Annotated in this window: 14 protein-coding genes; 9 read left to right on the top strand and 5 right to left on the bottom strand. The window is 68.0% G+C overall.

The features are described 5' to 3' along the window. Nucleotides 1-7: 7 nt before the first annotated feature. Both groL and groES read right to left on the bottom strand, forming a co-directional pair. Nucleotides 8-1,645: a chaperonin GroEL gene (groL, locus tag ACIIOY_RS03565; RefSeq protein WP_411033248.1), complete on the bottom strand. Its 1,638-nt coding sequence runs from the start codon at nucleotides 1,643-1,645 to the stop codon at nucleotides 8-10. 56 nt (nucleotides 1,646-1,701) lie between these two features. After that, nucleotides 1,702-1,998, bottom strand: coding sequence for a co-chaperone GroES (groES, locus tag ACIIOY_RS03560; RefSeq protein ID WP_004109735.1), 297 nt, complete (start codon nucleotides 1,996-1,998; stop codon nucleotides 1,702-1,704). 489 nt (nucleotides 1,999-2,487) lie between these two features. On the opposite strand from groES, the gene ACIIOY_RS03555 reads away from it, so the two are divergent. The 5 genes from ACIIOY_RS03555 (at nucleotide 2,488) to ACIIOY_RS03535 (ending at nucleotide 8,948) form a co-directional block, all read left to right on the top strand. Then, nucleotides 2,488-3,336, top strand: coding sequence for a TIGR01459 family HAD-type hydrolase (locus tag ACIIOY_RS03555; RefSeq protein WP_411033247.1), 849 nt, complete (start codon nucleotides 2,488-2,490; stop codon nucleotides 3,334-3,336). Between the two features lie 20 nt (nucleotides 3,337-3,356). Beyond that, nucleotides 3,357-4,337: a bifunctional riboflavin kinase/FAD synthetase gene (locus ACIIOY_RS03550; RefSeq protein ID WP_411033246.1), complete on the top strand. Its 981-nt coding sequence runs from the start codon at nucleotides 3,357-3,359 to the stop codon at nucleotides 4,335-4,337. A gap of 421 nt (nucleotides 4,338-4,758) precedes the next feature. Continuing rightward, on the top strand, nucleotides 4,759-7,650 hold the full coding sequence (gene ileS / locus ACIIOY_RS03545) for an isoleucine--tRNA ligase (protein WP_411033245.1): 2,892 nt from the start codon (nucleotides 4,759-4,761) through the stop codon (nucleotides 7,648-7,650). Between the two features lie 193 nt (nucleotides 7,651-7,843). Next, nucleotides 7,844-8,458, top strand: coding sequence for a hypothetical protein (locus ACIIOY_RS03540; RefSeq protein WP_411033244.1), 615 nt, complete (start codon nucleotides 7,844-7,846; stop codon nucleotides 8,456-8,458). 4 nt (nucleotides 8,459-8,462) lie between these two features. Continuing rightward, nucleotides 8,463-8,948: a GNAT family N-acetyltransferase gene (locus tag ACIIOY_RS03535; RefSeq protein ID WP_411033243.1), complete on the top strand. Its 486-nt coding sequence runs from the start codon at nucleotides 8,463-8,465 to the stop codon at nucleotides 8,946-8,948. A gap of 7 nt (nucleotides 8,949-8,955) precedes the next feature. Here ACIIOY_RS03535 and ACIIOY_RS03530 read toward each other — a convergent pair whose 3' ends face one another. Together ACIIOY_RS03530 and ACIIOY_RS03525 are read right to left on the bottom strand one after the other, a co-directional pair. Continuing rightward, a complete protein-coding gene (locus tag ACIIOY_RS03530; RefSeq protein ID WP_411033242.1) occupies nucleotides 8,956-9,252 on the bottom strand; it encodes a hypothetical protein in 297 nt (98 codons plus the stop codon). Beyond that, a complete protein-coding gene (locus ACIIOY_RS03525) occupies nucleotides 9,252-9,701 on the bottom strand; it encodes a nucleoside deaminase (protein WP_411033241.1) in 450 nt (149 codons plus the stop codon). Before ACIIOY_RS03525 ends, ACIIOY_RS03530 begins: the two co-directional genes overlap by 1 nt. Before the next feature lie 70 nt (nucleotides 9,702-9,771). Between ACIIOY_RS03525 and ACIIOY_RS03520 the strand changes: the two genes are divergently transcribed. From ACIIOY_RS03520 to ACIIOY_RS03510, 3 genes are read left to right on the top strand one after another with little or no spacing between them, the layout of a single operon-like run. Beyond that, nucleotides 9,772-11,493, top strand: a complete 1,722-nt coding sequence (locus tag ACIIOY_RS03520; RefSeq protein ID WP_411033240.1) for a pseudouridine synthase — start codon at nucleotides 9,772-9,774, stop codon at nucleotides 11,491-11,493. A gap of 6 nt (nucleotides 11,494-11,499) precedes the next feature. Continuing rightward, nucleotides 11,500-12,060 carry a 16S rRNA (guanine(966)-N(2))-methyltransferase RsmD gene (gene rsmD / locus ACIIOY_RS03515; RefSeq protein ID WP_411033239.1) on the top strand — a complete coding sequence of 187 codons (561 nt, stop codon included), beginning with the start codon at nucleotides 11,500-11,502 and terminating at the stop codon, nucleotides 12,058-12,060. A gap of 30 nt (nucleotides 12,061-12,090) precedes the next feature. Further along, the gene (locus tag ACIIOY_RS03510; RefSeq protein ID WP_411033238.1) at nucleotides 12,091-12,960 is read left to right on the top strand and encodes a patatin-like phospholipase family protein; all 870 of its coding nucleotides are present in this window, start codon (nucleotides 12,091-12,093) and stop codon (nucleotides 12,958-12,960) included. On the opposite strand, the gene ACIIOY_RS03505 is transcribed toward ACIIOY_RS03510, so the two are convergent. Continuing rightward, a complete protein-coding gene (locus tag ACIIOY_RS03505; RefSeq protein WP_411033237.1) occupies nucleotides 12,957-14,738 on the bottom strand; it encodes a monovalent cation:proton antiporter-2 (CPA2) family protein in 1,782 nt (593 codons plus the stop codon). The two genes, ACIIOY_RS03510 and ACIIOY_RS03505, sit on opposite strands and share 4 nt — an antisense overlap. A 105-nt stretch (nucleotides 14,739-14,843) precedes the next feature. Between ACIIOY_RS03505 and ACIIOY_RS03500 the strand changes: the two genes are divergently transcribed. Continuing rightward, entirely contained in the window at nucleotides 14,844-16,190 is a 1,347-nt protein-coding gene (locus ACIIOY_RS03500) for a TldD/PmbA family protein (protein WP_411033236.1), read from the top strand. Nucleotide 16,191: the final 1 nt, after the last annotated feature.

Below are 16,191 nucleotides of genomic sequence, written 5' to 3'. Positions count from 1 at the left end.
CGGCCTATCACATCATGTCCATGCCGCCCATGCCGCCCATGCCGCCCGGCATGGCCGGAGCGTCCTTCTTCGGCAGTTCGGCGATCATGGCTTCCGTCGTGATCAGCAGCGAGGCGACCGAAGCGGCGTTCTGGAGCGCCGTGCGGACGACCTTGACCGGGTCGACGATGCCGAGCTGGATCAGGTCGCCGTATTCGCCGGTCTGGGCGTTGTAGCCGTAGTTGTCCTCGTTCTTCTCGAGGATCTTGCCGACGACAATGGAGGCCTCGTCACCGGCGTTGTCGGCGATCTGGCGGACCAGCGACTGCAGCGCCTTGCGGACGATGTTGATGCCGGCTTCCTGGTCGTCGTTCTCGCCCTTGACGGCGATCTTCGTGGAGGAGCGCAGCAGGGCGACGCCGCCGCCCGGCACGATGCCTTCCTGAACGGCAGCGCGCGTCGCGTTGAGGGCGTCGTCGATGCGGTCCTTCTTTTCCTTCACCTCGACTTCCGTCGAGCCGCCGACGCGGATGACGGCGACGCCGCCGGCGAGCTTGGCCAGGCGCTCCTGGAGCTTCTCGCGGTCGTAGTCGGAGGTGGTTTCCTCGATCTGGGCCTTGATCTGCGCGACGCGGCCTTCGATCTCGGCCTTCTGGCCGGCACCGTCGACGATCGTCGTGTTTTCCTTGGAGATCGAGACCTTCTTGGCCTTGCCGAGCATGTCGAGCGTCACGTTCTCGAGCTTGATGCCGAGGTCTTCGGAGATGACCGTGCCGCCCGTCAGGATGGCGATGTCTTCCAGCATGGCCTTGCGGCGGTCGCCGAAGCCCGGGGCCTTGACGGCGGCGATCTTCAGGCCGCCGCGCAGCTTGTTGACGACGAGCGTCGCGAGGGCTTCGCCTTCGACGTCTTCAGCGACGATGACCAGCGGCTTGCCGGTCTGGACGACGGCTTCGAGAACCGGGAGCATGGCCTGGAGGTTCGAGAGCTTCTTCTCGTGCAGGAGAATGTAGGCGTCCTCGAGGTCGGCGACCATCTTTTCCGGGTTGGTGACGAAGTAGGGCGAGAGGTAGCCGCGGTCGAACTGCATGCCTTCGACGACTTCGAGTTCGGTCTCGGCGGTCTTGGCTTCCTCGACCGTGATGACGCCCTCGTTGCCGACCTTCTGCATGGCTTCGGCGATGTCGAGGCCGATCTGGCGCTCGCCGTTGGCCGAGATCGTGCCGACCTGCGCGACTTCTTCCGAGGTGTTGATCTTCTTGGCCTTGGCCTGGAGATCCTTGACGACTTCCGCGACGGCGAGGTCGATGCCGCGCTTCAGGTCCATCGGGTTCATGCCGGCGGCGACGGCCTTGGCGCCTTCGCGCACGATCGCCTGGGCGAGAACGGTTGCGGTGGTGGTGCCGTCACCGGCGACGTCGTTGGTCTTCGAAGCGACTTCGCGGACCATCTGCGCGCCCATGTTCTCGAACTTGTCTTCCAGTTCGATTTCCTTGGCGACGGAAACGCCGTCCTTGGTGATGCGCGGAGCGCCGAAGGACTTGTCGATGACGACGTTACGGCCCTTTGGGCCGAGCGTTACCTTGACTGCATCTGCGAGGACGTCGACGCCACGCAGCATCTTTTCGCGCGCGGTGCGGCCGAACTTGACTTCTTTGGCTGCCATTGTGAGAACTCCTGAAAAGAGGTGTCAGCGGATTTCGGAAGGGAATTACCGGCCGATCAGCCGATGATGCCCATGATGTCGGCTTCCTTCATGATCAGAAGGTCTTCGCCGTTGAGCTTGACTTCGGTGCCCGACCACTTGCCGAACAGGACGCGGTCGCCGACCTTGACGTCGAGCGCGACGACCTTGCCGCTTTCGTCACGGGCGCCGGAGCCGACGGCGACGATTTCGCCTTCCTGCGGCTTCTCCTTGGCGGTATCGGGGATGATGATGCCGCCCTTGGTCTTTTCCTCGGACTCGACGCGACGAACGACGACGCGGTCGTGAAGCGGGCGGAAGTTGGTGCTTGCCATTGTCTTTTCCCTCGATCAAATGACATTGCGGATCGCGATGCGGATCCGTTGGATTGATGTTAGCACTCGTCGCTTGTGAGTGCTAGCGCAGCCGAGATAGGCGGCTGCGCGTTTCGAGTCAAGAACGGCGGCCCGAAATTATTTCGCCGGGAATGGTTATCGGCGGGGGATGAGGGGTCTTCGCAACGCCCCCACCAGATGGGAAAGCCATCGCGCGCCATCAAGCCGGCTCGATGAATGTTCGGCAGTTTGCCTGTCGATGGGGCAAAATTGTGTGGAGAGGCGGTTCGATGGCAAATATCGCCCCAGATACGCCGTCGTCCTCGGCTTGACCCGAGGCCCATTCTTTTCAAAGGCTTATGGATGGCCGGGGCAAGCCCGGCCATGACAAAGGAGAGGTTTGGCGGACTTTGCCGGCAGTCTGGAGGCTTGTTTTCTTGCCGTCGCTTTGCAATGTCAGCCGGGCTCGACCTCGACACGGGATTCCTTATGGCTCAACGCATCCAATCCTTCGGCGACATCGCCTCGTTGTACGACGTGGTGCTTTGCGACGTCTGGGGCGTCCTGCACAACGGCGTGGAGGCTTTTTCGCAAGCCTCCGAGGCGCTTGCCGCCGCCCGCGCCGCCGGCCTCACGGTCGTCCTCATCACCAATTCGCCGCGTCCCCATCCGGGGGTGAAGGTGCAGATCCGCGGCCTCGGCGTGCTGGACGAAGCCTATGACCGCATCGTCACCTCCGGCGACGTCACCCGCGCGCTGATCGCCGAGGGCCCGAGGGAGATCTACTTCATCGGCGCGGAGAAGGACCTGCCCCTGCTCGGCGGCCTCGATGTCGAACCGGTCGGCCTCGATGAGGCCGGCATCGCGGTCTGCGCGGGCCTGCGCGAGGACGAGGCGGAAACCGTCGAGGACTACCGAGGGGAGCTTGCCCGGCTCGCCGCCCGCAAGCTGCCCTTCATCTGCGCCAATCCGGACCTGGTCGTCGAGCGCGGCCACCGGCTCATTCCCTGCGCCGGGGCGCTCGCCGCGCTCTATGGCGAGCTCGGCGGCACGACGCAGATCGCCGGCAAGCCGAACCGGCCGATCTACGAGAGGTCGCTCGCCGAAGCGCACGAGGTGCGCGGCGCCTTCGACCTGTCGCGGGTGATCGCCATCGGCGACGGCATGCCGACCGACGTGCGCGGCGCGGAAGCTTTCGGCCTCGACGTGCTCTACATTTCCGGCGGCATCCACGCGAAGGAATATGTGGACGCCGGCCGCACGGATGAGGCAAGGCTGGACGCCTTCCTCGCCCGGGAAGACGCCCGCCCGAAATGGTGGATGCCCCGGCTGCAGTGACGGGACGGAGACGGTCGGCCATGACGGTATTTCACAGGAACGAGACGAAAGAGCCGCTGCCGGAGCATCTGCGCGGCGGCGTCGTCGCCATCGGCAATTTCGACGGCGTGCACCGCGGCCACCAGGCGGTGTTGCAGCGTGCGCTCGACATCGCCACGAGCCGCGGCATCCCCGCGCTCGTGCTCACCTTCGAGCCCCATCCGCGCACGGTCTTCCGGCCCGAGCGCCCCGTCTTCCGCCTGACGCCGGCGCCCCTGAAGGCGCGCATCCTCGAAGGCATGGGCTTTGCCGCCGTCATCGAATATCCCTTCGACCGCACCTTCTCGGAAATGTCGGCGCACGACTTCATCCGCTCGGTGCTGCTGGACTGGCTGCACGCCTCCGAGGTCGTCACCGGCTTCGATTTCCATTTCGGCAAGGGCAGGGAAGGCGGCCCGGCCTTCCTGATGGCGGCGGGCCAGGAGAACGGTTTCGGCGTCACGCTGGTCGATGCCTTCCGCGACGAGAACGCCTCGGTCATCTCCTCCAGCTTCATCCGCGCGCTCCTCGGGGAAGGCGCGGTCGCGGAGGCGGCGGGCCAGCTCGGCTACCGCTATACGGTCGAGGCCGAGGTCATCGGCGGCAAGAAGCTCGGCCGCACGCTCGGCTACCCGACCGCCAACATGCAGCTTCCGCCGGAAGTGGAACTGCGCAACGGCATCTATGCCGTGCGTTTCCGCCGCCCCGACGGCAGCCTCCACGACGGCGTCGCCAGCTACGGCCGCCGCCCGACGGTCGATGCGGACGGCGCGCCGCTGCTCGAAACCTTCCTCTTCGATTTCTCCGGCGATCTCTACGGCGAGGTCTCAACCGTCTCCTTCTTCGGGCACCTGCGCGACGAGTTGAAATTCGACGGCCTCGACGCGCTCGTCGTGCAGATGAAGCGCGACGAGGAGGAGGCGAGGACGCTCATTGCCGGCGTCAGGCCGCTGGGGCCGATCGACGCGCGCCTCTGTTTCTGAGCTTTTCCGTGCGGATTGCCCCTCACCCCAACCCTCTCCCCGCAAGCGGGCAGAGGGGACTTGCCTCACGAACCGGCATTGTTTGAGGAATACGGTGCGGCATATCCCTTCGCCCCGCTTGCGGGGAGAAGGTGGCGGCAGCCGGATGAGGGGCAATCCGCTGCCAACCGCCGACAGCGCCCAAAATATCTCCGCCGTCTTTTCAAAACGCCGAAAAGGCCGTAAGACCGCGCGCATGATGCTCCACCGGCCGACCATCGATCTGCGAATTAGTGGCCCGGCCTTCCGCGCGCTCTGAGCGAGGCCGGAAGGTCCGGGATTTCGGGCGTTCTTGAAAGCGCCCCCGCCGTCACTGCCGGTGCATTGACCGATATTCCCCCGCATGCGCGAAGATGCGCGCGATGAGACGATAGCCATACCCATGACCGATACGCCCGAAAAAGTCGATTATTCGTCCACCCTCTACCTGCCGCAGACGGACTTCCCGATGCGCGCCGGCCTGCCGCAGAAGGAACCGGAGACGGTGGCCCGCTGGCAGCAGATGGACCTCTACCGGAAGCTGCGCGCCTCCGCCGCCGGCCGCGAGAAGTTCGTGCTGCACGACGGCCCGCCCTATGCCAACGGCAACATCCATATCGGCCACGCGCTGAACAAGATCCTGAAGGACGTCATCACCCGCTCCTTCCAGATGCGCGGCTACGACGCCAACTACGTGCCCGGCTGGGACTGCCACGGCCTGCCGATCGAATGGAAGATCGAGGAGAAGTACCGCGAGAAGGGCAAGAACAAGGACGAGGTCCCGGTCAACGAGTTCCGCAAGGAATGCCGCGACTTCGCGGCCGGCTGGATCAAGGTCCAGACCGACGAGTTCAAGCGCCTCGGCATCGAGGGCGACTTCGAGAACCCCTACACGACGATGAACTTCCACGCCGAGGCCCGCATCGCCGGCGAGCTCTTGAAGATCGCCAGGTCCGGCCAGCTCTACCGCGGCTCCAAGCCCGTCATGTGGTCGGTCGTCGAGCGCACGGCGCTGGCCGAGGCGGAAGTCGAATATGCCGACGTCGAGAGCGACACGATCTGGGTGAAGTTCCCGGTCGTCGAAGGTCCGGCCGACCTCCAGGGCAACCATGTCGTCATCTGGACGACCACGCCCTGGACGATCCCCGGCAACCGCGCCATCGCCTTCTCCTCGCGCTACCCTTACGGTCTCTATGAAGTCGAAACCGCGCAGAACGATTTCGGCCCGCAGCCGGGCGAGAGGCTGATCTTCGCGACGCGCCTTGCCGACGAGGCGGCTGCCAAGGCGAAGCTCACCTTCAGGTTCGTCCGCGACGTCGCGCCCGAGGAACTCGCCGCCATCACCTGCGCCCACCCGCTGAAGGACCTCGGCTACACCTTCCCCGTCCCGCTGCTCGACGGCGACCACGTCACCGACGATGCCGGCACGGGCTTCGTGCACACCGCGCCCGGCCATGGCCGCGAGGACTTCGACGCCTGGACGGCGGCGGCCCGCGAACTGGAGGCGCGCGGCATCCCGACCCGCATCCCCTTCACCGTCGACGACGCCGGCTTCTACACCGCCGACGCGCCCGGCTTCGAGGGCGCGCGTGTCATGGACGACAACGGCAGGAAGGGCGATGCCAACGAGCGCGTCATCAAGGCGCTGATCGCGGCCGACAAGCTGTTCGCCCGCGGGCGCCTCAAGCACTCGTACCCGCATTCCTGGCGCTCCAAGAAGCCGGTCATCTTCCGCAACACGCCGCAATGGTTCGTCTACATGGACAAGGAGCTCGGCGACGGCACCACGCTGCGCTCGCGCTCGCTTTCCGCCATCGACGCGACCCGCTTCGTGCCCGCCGCCGGCCAGAACCGCCTGCGCGCCATGATCGAGAGCCGCCCGGACTGGGTGCTCTCGCGCCAGCGTGCCTGGGGCGTGCCGATCGCCGTCTTCGCCGACGACAACGGCGAGGTGCTGGTCGACGACGCCGTCAACGCCCGCATCCTCGAAGCCTTCGAGAAGGAGGGGGCCGACGCCTGGTTCGCCGAGGGCGCCAAGGAGCGCTTCCTCGGCAACGACCACGACCCGGCAAAATGGCACCAGGTCATGGACATCCTCGACGTCTGGTTCGATTCGGGCTCGACGCACACCTTCACGCTGGAGGACCGCCCGGATCTCAAATGGCCGGCCGACGTCTATCTCGAAGGTTCCGACCAGCACCGCGGCTGGTTCCATTCCTCGCTGCTGGAAAGCTGCGCGACGCGCGGGCGCGCGCCGTATGACGCCGTCGTCACCCATGGCTTCACCATGGACGAGAAGGGCGAGAAGATGTCGAAGTCCAAGGGCAACGTCGTCTCGCCGCAGGACGTGATGAAGGAATCGGGCGCCGACATCCTGCGCCTGTGGGTGATGACGACCGACTACTGGGAGGACCAGCGCCTCGGCAAGACGATCATCCAGACCAACATCGACGCCTACCGCAAGCTCAGGAACACGATCCGCTGGATGCTGGGCACGCTCGCGCACGACACGGGCGAGGAGATCGCCCATGCCGACATGCCGGAGCTGGAGCGGCTGATGCTGCACCGGCTCTCCGAGCTGGACGCGGTCGTGCGCGAGGGCTACGACGCCTTCGACTTCAAGCGGATCACCCGCGCGCTGATCGATTTCTCCAACGTCGAGCTCTCGGCCTTCTACTTCGACATCCGCAAGGACGCGCTCTATTGCGACGCCCCGTCCTCGCTGAAGCGCCGCGCCGCCCTCTGCGTCATCCGCAAGCTGTTCGAGTGCCTCGTCACGTGGCTCGCGCCCATGCTGCCCTTCACCATGGAGGAAGCCTGGCTGTCGCGGAGGCCCGATGCCGTGTCGGTCCATCTCGAACAGTTCCCGGCGGTGCCGGCCGAGTGGCGCGACGACGCGCTCGAAGCCAAGTGGGAGAAGATCCGCGACGTGCGCTCGGTCGTCACCGGCGCGCTGGAGATCGAGCGCCGCGAGAAGCGCATCGGCGCCTCGCTGGAGGCGGCTCCGGTCGTCCATGTGAACGACCCGCAGCTGTTGGCGGCCCTCGAAGGCCAGGATTTCGCGGAGATCTGCATCACCTCGGCCATCGCCGTGGTTGCCGGCGAGGGACCGGCCGAAGCCTTCCGGCTGCCGGATGTCGCCGGGGTGTCCGTCGAGCCGAAGCTCGCCGAAGGCCGGAAATGCGCCCGTTCCTGGCGCATCACGACCGATGTCGGCTCCGACCCGGATTATCCGGACGTGTCGGCCCGCGATGCCGCGGCGCTGCGCGAGATCGGCTTTCGCCGCGCCGCCTGAGGGCGCGCCTGTTGACGGCCGGCGCTTTCCGGCCGTCGATTTGCCCGGATGAATTGCGCTTGGCGGCTTCATCCGGTATTGCTGCCTGAAAATGGTCGGATTGTTCCGCCATGGCACGGCGAATTAACGTTTTACGTTATTGCTAATGTCGTGCGATAGGTCTCGGCGTACCGGCTCTGCTGGAAGGGTGTTCATGGGAATGACGCGAAATATTCGGGTGCGTACCGGCCTTGTCGGCCTCTTCGGCGCAAGCCTCCTCCTGACCGGCTGCATGGGACCCACCTACGGCACGAGCAAGACGGCCGGCGAGCAACTGATCGACGACCTCGGCAACGCCGTCATGATCCAGCCGGACAACGAGGACGCCAAGAACATCCGCTACCAGCCGCGCGGCAGCCTCGTCGTGCCGAAGGACAAGCAGGCCCTTGTCGGCCCGCAGCAGTCCGTTGCCGGCAAGGACAATCCCGAATGGCTGGAAAGCCCCGAGGAGATGCGCGAGCGCCTGCGCGCCGAGGCGGACGAGAACATCGACAACCCCAACTATCGTTCGCCGCTCGTCACCCAGGGGGCGACGAACCGCAGGCTCTCGACCGCCGAGCAGACGGCTGCCTATCGCGAGGCCCGCCGGCTTCAGATGGGCGCCTATTCCGACAAGCGGCGCTTCCTGAGCGATCCGCCGATCGAATATCGCCGCCTGCCGGAAGAGGCGCAGGCCGATCTCGGCGAGCCGGAGAAGCAGAAGGAGCGCCGCCGCAAGAAGGAAGCGAAGGCGGCCAAGCAGAGCAAGTCCGGCTGGTGGCCTTTCTAGTCCCATGACGGCCTACCGCATCCGTCCGGCGACCGCGGCCGACGCCGCGGTCATCCTGCGTTTCATCCGCGAACTTGCCGAATACGAGAAAGCGCTCCACGAAGTCGCCGCGACGGAGGAGACCGTCGCCGCGTCGATCTTCGGCGAGGGGTCCGTGACCCGGGCGGTTATCTGCGAGACCGACGGGGGCGAGCCGGCCGGATTTGCCGTCTGGTTCAAGACCTACTCGACCTGGCAGGCGAGGAACGGCCTCTATCTCGAAGACCTCTATGTGACGCCCGGCCATCGCGGCGCCGGCGTCGGCAAGATGCTCCTGCGCCATCTGGCGCGTGTCGCCCTCGATGAAGGCTGCGGCCGCTTCGAGTGGAGCGTGCTCGACTGGAACGAGCCGGCGATCCGCGTCTATGACGCGATCGGGGCCGAACCGCAGGGCGAGTGGATCCGCTACCGGCTGGCCGGCGACAGGCTGAAGCGTTTCGCCGAGGGCTGAGAGCCGGTCATCCCCCGCGTTTGGCCAGCAGGAAGAGATGAAGCCCATGCACGCCGACGAAGGCGGCGCAGACCGGCAGGATGGCCGCGGCCGTCCCGTCGCGCGCCGCCACGATGGCAAGCACGATGGCCGCGAAGGCCGGCGTGAAGGCGAGGGCCGCATTTCGCGGCAGGGACCAGTTCGGCCTGCCGTCCCATTTCCATTGCATGGTGAGGCGTTCTGCACCGGGCGCGATGCGGCGCGCGGCGAGGGCCGACATGAGGGCGAGGAAAGCGACGGTGGCGAGGATGAGGGCGAGAGACATCAGGGATCACGCCTTTCCTTGAAGAAGTCCTTGAGAATCTCTGCCGCCTCCACGCCGCCGATGCCGGAATAGACGTCCGGCGCATGGTGGCAGGTCGGCTGGGCGAAGAAGCGCACGCCATTGTCCACCGCGCCCCCCTTCGGGTCTTCCGCGCCGTAATAGAGCCGGCGGATGCGGGCGAAGGAAATGGCCGCCGCGCAGAGCGTGCAGGGCTCGAGCGTCACGTAGAGGTCGGCGCCCGCCAGCCGTTCCTGCCCCAGCTTGCGCGCGGCTTCGCGGATGACGGCGACCTCGGCATGGGCGGTCACGTCGTTTTCCGCCCGCGTCCGGTTGCCGGATTGCGCGACGACCGCCCCGTCCAGCACCAGCACCGCGCCGACCGGCACCTCGCCCCGCGCGCCGGCGGCGCGGGCCTCGGCAAGCGCGATCTCCATGAAGCGATTTGTCATGACGGGCACGAATTCCTCTTAACCCCGGACGCCTGACCTGATAGGACACGGCAAAACGCAGGCAGCACAAATGACATCCAAAGACAAGCTAAAACGGCCGGGCGCCAAGCCCGCGGGCCGCAATACCAAGCCGCGTGGCGCCGCTTCGGCGGCCGCGGGCAAGAAACCCTTCCCCGCCGGCAAGCAGGGCGGCAAGCCCTTCGCCGGCAAGCCCGCGCGTGACGCCAGGCCCGCCCGCGCCGAAAGACCGGCGCCGGCCGCGTCCGCGGGCGCCGAGCTTGCGCCCGAGCGCATCTCCAAGCTCCTGGCGCGCGCGGGCGTCGCCTCGCGCCGCGATGTCGAGCGCATGATCATGGAGGGCCGCGTCAGCGTGAACGGCAAGGTGCTGGACACGCCCGTCTTCAACGCCACCTTCGCCGACCATATCGAGGTCGACGGCGAGCAGGTCCGCGGCATCGAGCGCACGCGCCTCTGGCTCTATCACAAGCCCGCCGGCCTCGTGACCACCAATGCCGACCCGGAAGGCCGGCCGACCGTCTTCGAGAACCTGCCCGCGGACCTGCCGCGCGTCATGTCCGTCGGCCGCCTCGACATCAACACCGAGGGGCTCCTGCTGCTCACCAACGACGGCGGCCTTGCCCGCATGCTGGAGCTGCCGACGACCGGCTGGCTGCGGCGCTACCGCGTGCGCGCCCACGGCAAGATCGAGCAGGCCGACCTCGACAAGCTGAAGGAAGGCATCGCCGTCGACGGCGTGCTCTACGGCGCGATCGACGCGACGCTCGACAAGGTGCAGGGCTCGAACGTCTGGCTCACCCTCGGCCTGCGCGAAGGCAAGAACCGCGAGGTCAAGAACGTGCTCGGCGCGCTCGGCCTCGACGTGAACCGCCTGATCCGCATTTCCTACGGCCCCTTCCAGCTCGGCGAGTTGCCGGAGGGCCATGCCCAGGAAATCCGCGGCCGCACGCTGCGCGACCAGCTGGGTCCGCGCCTCATCGAGCAGTCCAAGGCGAATTTCGACGCGCCCTTGTTCGACCGCAAGGCGGCCGAGGAGGAGGACGAGGCGCCGGTGAAGAAGACCCGTGACGCCGAAAGGCCGGCCCGCGGCGAAAAGCCGGCCGAGCGCCGCGAGAAGGCCCGCGCGCGCCTCGACACCAGGCGCGACGACCGTTTCGCCGACAAGTCGCGCGAGCCGCGCGGGCGCGACGACGACCGGTCGGAGGCCAGGCCGAAGCGCGAGCCCGGCGGCCGCGCCCGCAAATCCAATGTCTGGATGGCGCCCGGCGCCCGTCCGGTGGCCGAGAAGAAGGCGGAGGCTTCCGAAGGCGTGAAGCGCGCGCCGCGCCAGCGCCCGGAAGGCGCGCCGAAGGGCAAGCGCTACGGCCGCACCGCCGAGGGCGCGCTGGCCCGCCCGGCCCAGAAGTTCGATCCGGACCGCAAGGGCCCGGCCCGCGGCCCCGCGGGCGGCAAGGCCGACAAGCCGCGCATCCTGAAGACGCGCGACGAGGACGGCGAGTGGATCCGCGCCACCGAGCCGGAGAAGCGCGACCGCGACGAAGGCGGCCGCGGCGGCTTCGGCCGCAAGCGTTCCGGTGCCGGGGACGAACGCGCGTCCCGCGATTTCGGCGACCGCCCGGCGCGCGGCGATCGCAAGCCCCGTGCCGAGGGCGGCCGCGCCTTTTCGGATCGTCCGCCGCGCCGTGACGCCGGCAAGCCGTTCGGCGGAAAGCCCGGCGGCAAGTCCTTCGGCGGCAAGCCGGGCGGCGGGCGGCCGCGCGGCAAGGGGAAGTAAGCGCCCGTGCGGATCGTCGGCGGAGAGTTTCGCGGCCGGACGCTGGCGACGCCGAAGTCGGACGCCATCCGCCCGACGACGGACCGCACGCGCGAGAGCCTGTTCAACATCCTGTCGCACACCTATCCGGAGGCGCTGGACGGCACGCGCGTGCTCGATCTCTTCGCCGGAACGGGCGCCGTCGGGCTGGAGGCGCTCTCGCGCGGGGCGCGCGCCGTGCTCTTCGTCGAGCAGGGCGTCGAGGGCAGGGGGCTCCTGCATTCCAATATAGAAGCGCTCGGCGTGATCGGCCGGGCCAAGATCTTCAGGCGTGACGCCACGTCGCTCGGCGGCATCGGCACGATGGAGCCGTTCCATCTGCTCTTCGCCGATCCGCCCTATGCGCAGGGCCTCGGCGAGCGCGCGCTCGATGCGGCGGCGCGCGGCGGCTGGCTCGTCGACGGCGCCCTTGCGATCCTCGAGGAGCGTGCCGATATTCAGCCTGCCGCCGTCGACGGTTTCGAGCCCCTGGAGGTTCGCACTTTCGGCGATACGCGCATGCATTTCCACCGCTATCGGCCCGGCTGACAGTCCGGGCCTGCGCAGGAGACCCGAGCGATGACCGGTGCCCTCGTTTCCGTTGAACATCCGCGGGCGGGCGGGCCGACCGTCGCGCTTGCGCTCGGCGGCGGCGGCGCGCGGGGGCTTGCCCACATCCATGTCATCGAGGTGCTGGACGAACTCGGCATCCGCCCGGTGCTGATCGCCGGCGCCTCTATCGGTGCCATCATGGGCGCCGCCATGGCCGCGGGCATGACCGGCAGGGAGATCCGCGAGCACACGCTCGCCGCGGTCGGCCGCCCCAGCCAGATCATGAACCGGCTCTGGAGCCTGCGCCCGACGCGCTTTTCCGACGTCGTCGCCGGCGGTTTCCGCGTCGGGCAGTTCAATCTGGAGCGCGTGCTGAAGGCCTTCCTGCCGGACCGCCTGCCGGAGACCTTCGAGGCGCTCGGCATCCCGCTGAAGGTCATCGCGTCGGATTATTACGCCCAGTGCGAGTGCGTGCGCGAAAGCGGCCCGCTGCTGCCGGCCATCGCCGCTTCCGCCGCGTTGCCGGCCGTCTTCCGCCCGGTGGTGATCGACGGCCGCGTGATGATCGACGGCGGCCTCTGGAATCCGGTGCCCTTCGACCATCTCGCCGGCAAGGCCGACATCACCATCGGCGTCGACGTCATCGGCCATCCGCCGGCCGGCACGGCGGACCTGCCGAACAGCATCGACAGCCTCTACGGCGCTACCCAGCTCACCATGCGCTCCATCGTCACGCTGAAGCTCGAAAGGAGCGCGCCGGACATCTTCCTGCGGCCGGATGTCGGCCGCTTCCGGGTGCTCGACTTCGTCAAGGCCGAGGAGGTGCTCGCCGCCTCCGCCGGCATCCGCGACGAGCTGAAACGGGCGCTCGACGGGAAGCTGTCCACCCTCGGCTAGACCTCCTCCTCGTCCGCCTGCTTCTTCTTCGGCTTCACCAGCGGCTCCGGCGTCACCGGCTTGGAATGCAGCATGTGCCGACCGGCCGAAATCCCCTCGACCGCCTGCAATTCCAGCCGCGCCACGTCGCGCCGGCGGATGTCGTCGCTGATCGCCAGCGCGGCGTCGGGCTCGACGCCCAGCTCCTCCAGCGTCTCGCGGCCGAAGACGAGGGCGGATTCGAAGGTCTCGCGCACGTCGTGCTGTACGCCGCGGGCGCGCAGCGACAGGGTGTGCACGCGGTCGTAGGAGCGCACGAAGAGCGTGGCGTTCGGATATTCCGACTGCACGAGGTCGACGATGCGGTCGGTGGTTGCCTTGCCCTGCGTGCAGACGGCGACGATCTTGGCCCGCTCGATGCCGGCCGCGCGCAGCACGTCCTTGCGTGTGCCGTCGCCGAAATAGATGCGGAAGCCGAAGCTTGCCGCCTGGCGCACGCGGTCCGTCGAATGGTCGATGACGGTGACCTCGCGCCCGCCGGCGAGCAGGATCTGCGCGGCGATCTGCCCGAAGCGCGAGAAGCCGATCATCAGCACGTCCGCGCCCGCGCCCTCGAAATCCTCCTCCATCTCCTCCGCCGCGTCCTCGACGAGCAGGAAGCGCGAGAGGGCGGCGGCGATCGGCGTCAGCGCCATGGAGACGGTGACGATGGCGATCAGCAGCGAGGCGAGCCCGCCGGAGAAGATGCCGGCGGCGGAGGCCGCGGTGAACAGCACGAAGCCGAATTCGCCGCCCTGCGGCAGCACCAGCGCGATGCGCACGGCATCGTTGTGCGGGGAGCCGGTGAAGCGGCAGAGGGCGTAGATGACGAGGCTCTTCACCAGCATGACGGCGGGCGTGGCGACGAGGATCGTTAGCCAGCTGGAAAAGATCACGTCGAGATGCAGCGACAGGCCGACGGCCATGAAGAAGAGGCCGAGCAGGATGCCGCGGAAGGGCTCCACATCCGCCTGCAATTCGTGGCGGTAGGAGGAATCGGCGAGCAGCACCCCGGCAAGGAAGGCGCCCATCGCCATGGAGAGGCCGGCCATCTGCAGGAGCATGGCGGCGGCGAGCACGACGAAGAGCGCCGCCGCGATCATCGCCTCGCGCGCGCCGGTGCGGGCGATGACCTGGAACAGCGGGTTGAGCAGGTAGCGGCCGGCGACCAGCAGGGCGGCGATGGCGGAGACGGCGACGAGGAAGTCCTGGAAGGCGGTGGTCGTGTCCTCCGGCGCCTGCTCGGCGAGCAGCGGGATCAGCGCCAGCAGCGGCACGATGGCGAGGTCCTGCAGGAGCAGCATGGAGAAGGCGCGCTGGCCGTAGCGCGTGTTGGTGTCGCCCCGCTCGTCGAGGATCTGCATGGCGAAGGCGGTGGAGGAAAGCGCAAGGCCGAAGCCGATGATCAGCGCCCCGTCCCACCGTTCGAGGCCGAAGAGCCAGGCGAGCCCGGCAAGCACGAGCCCGGTCGCCGCCACCTGCGCGATGCCGAGCCCGAAGATGTCGTGCCGCATCGCCCACAGGCGCGAGGGCTTCAGCTCCAGCCCGATCAGGAACAGCAGGAAGACGACGCCGAGCTCGGCGACGCCCAGAAGCTCCTCGCCGTCGCGGATCTGGTGCAGGATCGGGCCGATGACCACGCCGGCGGCGAGATAGCCGAGGATGGTGCCGAGCCCGAGCCGCTTGAAGATCGGCGCGGCGAGAAGCGCGCCGCCGAGCATCATGAGGACCTCGCTGTACGGGCTGTGGGTATAGGTCATGCGGAAGGCTTTCTTCGAGGGGACCGGACCGGGCAAAAAAGGCGCGCCTGCCCTTGATGCCCGTGCCGGCGCACAATAAATGGGGCAGCAAAGAAAGGCCAAGTCATGTCAGAGACGATCGATTCCGCAAGCCTTCTCGCGCGCGCCGGCGAGCTCATCGACCGCGCCATCCAGGCAGGGGCGGATGGGGCCGATGCCGTGGTCGTCCGGGGCCGCTCCTCGTCGGTCAGCGTACGGCTCGGCAAGGTCGAGGGCACCGAATCGTCCGAGAGCGACGACTTCTCGCTGCGCGTCTTCGTCGGCCGGCGCGTCGCCAGCGTCTCGGCCAATCCGGGCTTCGACCTCAAGGTGCTCGCCGAGCGCGCCGTCGCCATGGCCAAGGCCTCGCCGGAGGACCCTTACGCCACGCTCGCCGACGAGGCGGATCTTGCCAGGGAATGGCCGGACCTCGACCTTTACGACCCGACCGAAGTTTCCGCCGACGAGCTTACGGAGGCCGCGCTTGCCGCGGAAGCGGCGGCGCTCGCCGTCTCCGGCGTCACGAATTCCGGCGGGGCGGGCGCCTCCGCCGGCATGGGCGGCCTCGTGCTCGCCACCTCGCACGGCTTTTCCGGCGCCTACAGCGCCAGCCGCTTCGGCCGCTCCGTCAGCGTGATCGCCGGCGAGGGCACGAAGATGGAGCGCGACTACGATTTCGATTCGAGCCTCTACTTCGCCGAGCTGCGCGATGCGCAGGAGATCGGCCGCGAGGCGGCGGCGCGCGCCGTACGGCGCCTCAACCCGCGCCAGGTGCCGACGGCGAAGAACGTCACCGTCGTCTACGATCCCCGCGTGGCGCGCGGCATCGCCGGCCACATCGCCGGCGCGATCAACGGTGCCTCCGTCGCCCGCAAGACCAGCTTCCTGCGCGACCGCATGGGCCGGCAGGTGCTCAAGGCGGGGCTGACCGTCACCGACGATCCGCTGATCGTGCGGGGACCTTCCTCCCGGCCCTTCGACGGCGAGGGCATCACCGGAAAGCGCCTCGCCATGATCGAGGACGGCGTGCTGCAGCACTGGTTCCTCTCCACCTCCACCGCCCGCGAGCTCGGCCTCAGGACCAACGGCCGCGGCGTGCGCGGCGGAACCGCGGTGAACCCGGCGTCCACCAACCTTGCGCTGGAGCCCGGCGACATCTCCCCGCAGGACCTCATCCGCTCCGTCGGCACCGGCTTCTACGTCACCGAGCTGATCGGCCAGGGCGTCAACATGGTGACGGGCGAATACAGCCGCGGCGCCTCCGGCTACTGGATCGAGAACGGCGAGCTGACCTTCCCGGTCTCGGAGGTGACGGTCGCCTCCAACCTCGCCGACATGTTCCTGCGCATCACGCCGGCGAACGACATCGACCGCTCCTTCGGCACCGCCGCGCCGACGCTCGCCATCGAAGGCATGACGCTTGCCGGGAAGTGAC

It is taken from the genome of Shinella agrisoli, from assembly GCF_046557955.1.
GTDB lineage: Bacteria > Pseudomonadota > Alphaproteobacteria > Rhizobiales > Rhizobiaceae > Shinella.
This window is presented reverse-complemented; position numbering and strand designations above follow the sequence as displayed.

Excerpts from the sequence above, each read along its gene's own strand:
- ACIIOY_RS03530 (WP_411033242.1), bottom strand. The coding sequence starts at position 9,252 with ATGTCTCTCGCCCTCATCCTCGCCACCGTCGCTTTCCTCGCCCTCATG.
- ACIIOY_RS03500 (WP_411033236.1), top strand. The coding sequence starts at position 14,844 with ATGTCAGAGACGATCGATTCCGCAAGCCTTCTCGCGCGCGCCGGCGAG.
- ACIIOY_RS03525 (WP_411033241.1), bottom strand. The coding sequence starts at position 9,701 with ATGACAAATCGCTTCATGGAGATCGCGCTTGCCGAGGCCCGCGCCGCC.
- ACIIOY_RS03505 (WP_411033237.1), bottom strand. The coding sequence starts at position 14,738 with ATGACCTATACCCACAGCCCGTACAGCGAGGTCCTCATGATGCTCGGC.
- ACIIOY_RS03550 (WP_411033246.1), top strand. The coding sequence starts at position 3,357 with ATGACGGTATTTCACAGGAACGAGACGAAAGAGCCGCTGCCGGAGCAT.
- groES (WP_004109735.1), bottom strand. The coding sequence starts at position 1,998 with ATGGCAAGCACCAACTTCCGCCCGCTTCACGACCGCGTCGTCGTTCGT.
- ACIIOY_RS03510 (WP_411033238.1), top strand. The coding sequence starts at position 12,091 with ATGACCGGTGCCCTCGTTTCCGTTGAACATCCGCGGGCGGGCGGGCCG.
- ACIIOY_RS03535 (WP_411033243.1), top strand. The coding sequence starts at position 8,463 with ATGACGGCCTACCGCATCCGTCCGGCGACCGCGGCCGACGCCGCGGTC.
- ACIIOY_RS03555 (WP_411033247.1), top strand. The coding sequence starts at position 2,488 with ATGGCTCAACGCATCCAATCCTTCGGCGACATCGCCTCGTTGTACGAC.
- ACIIOY_RS03520 (WP_411033240.1), top strand. The coding sequence starts at position 9,772 with ATGACATCCAAAGACAAGCTAAAACGGCCGGGCGCCAAGCCCGCGGGC.
- groL (WP_411033248.1), bottom strand. The coding sequence starts at position 1,645 with ATGGCAGCCAAAGAAGTCAAGTTCGGCCGCACCGCGCGCGAAAAGATG.
- ACIIOY_RS03540 (WP_411033244.1), top strand. The coding sequence starts at position 7,844 with ATGGGAATGACGCGAAATATTCGGGTGCGTACCGGCCTTGTCGGCCTC.
- ileS (WP_411033245.1), top strand. The coding sequence starts at position 4,759 with ATGACCGATACGCCCGAAAAAGTCGATTATTCGTCCACCCTCTACCTG.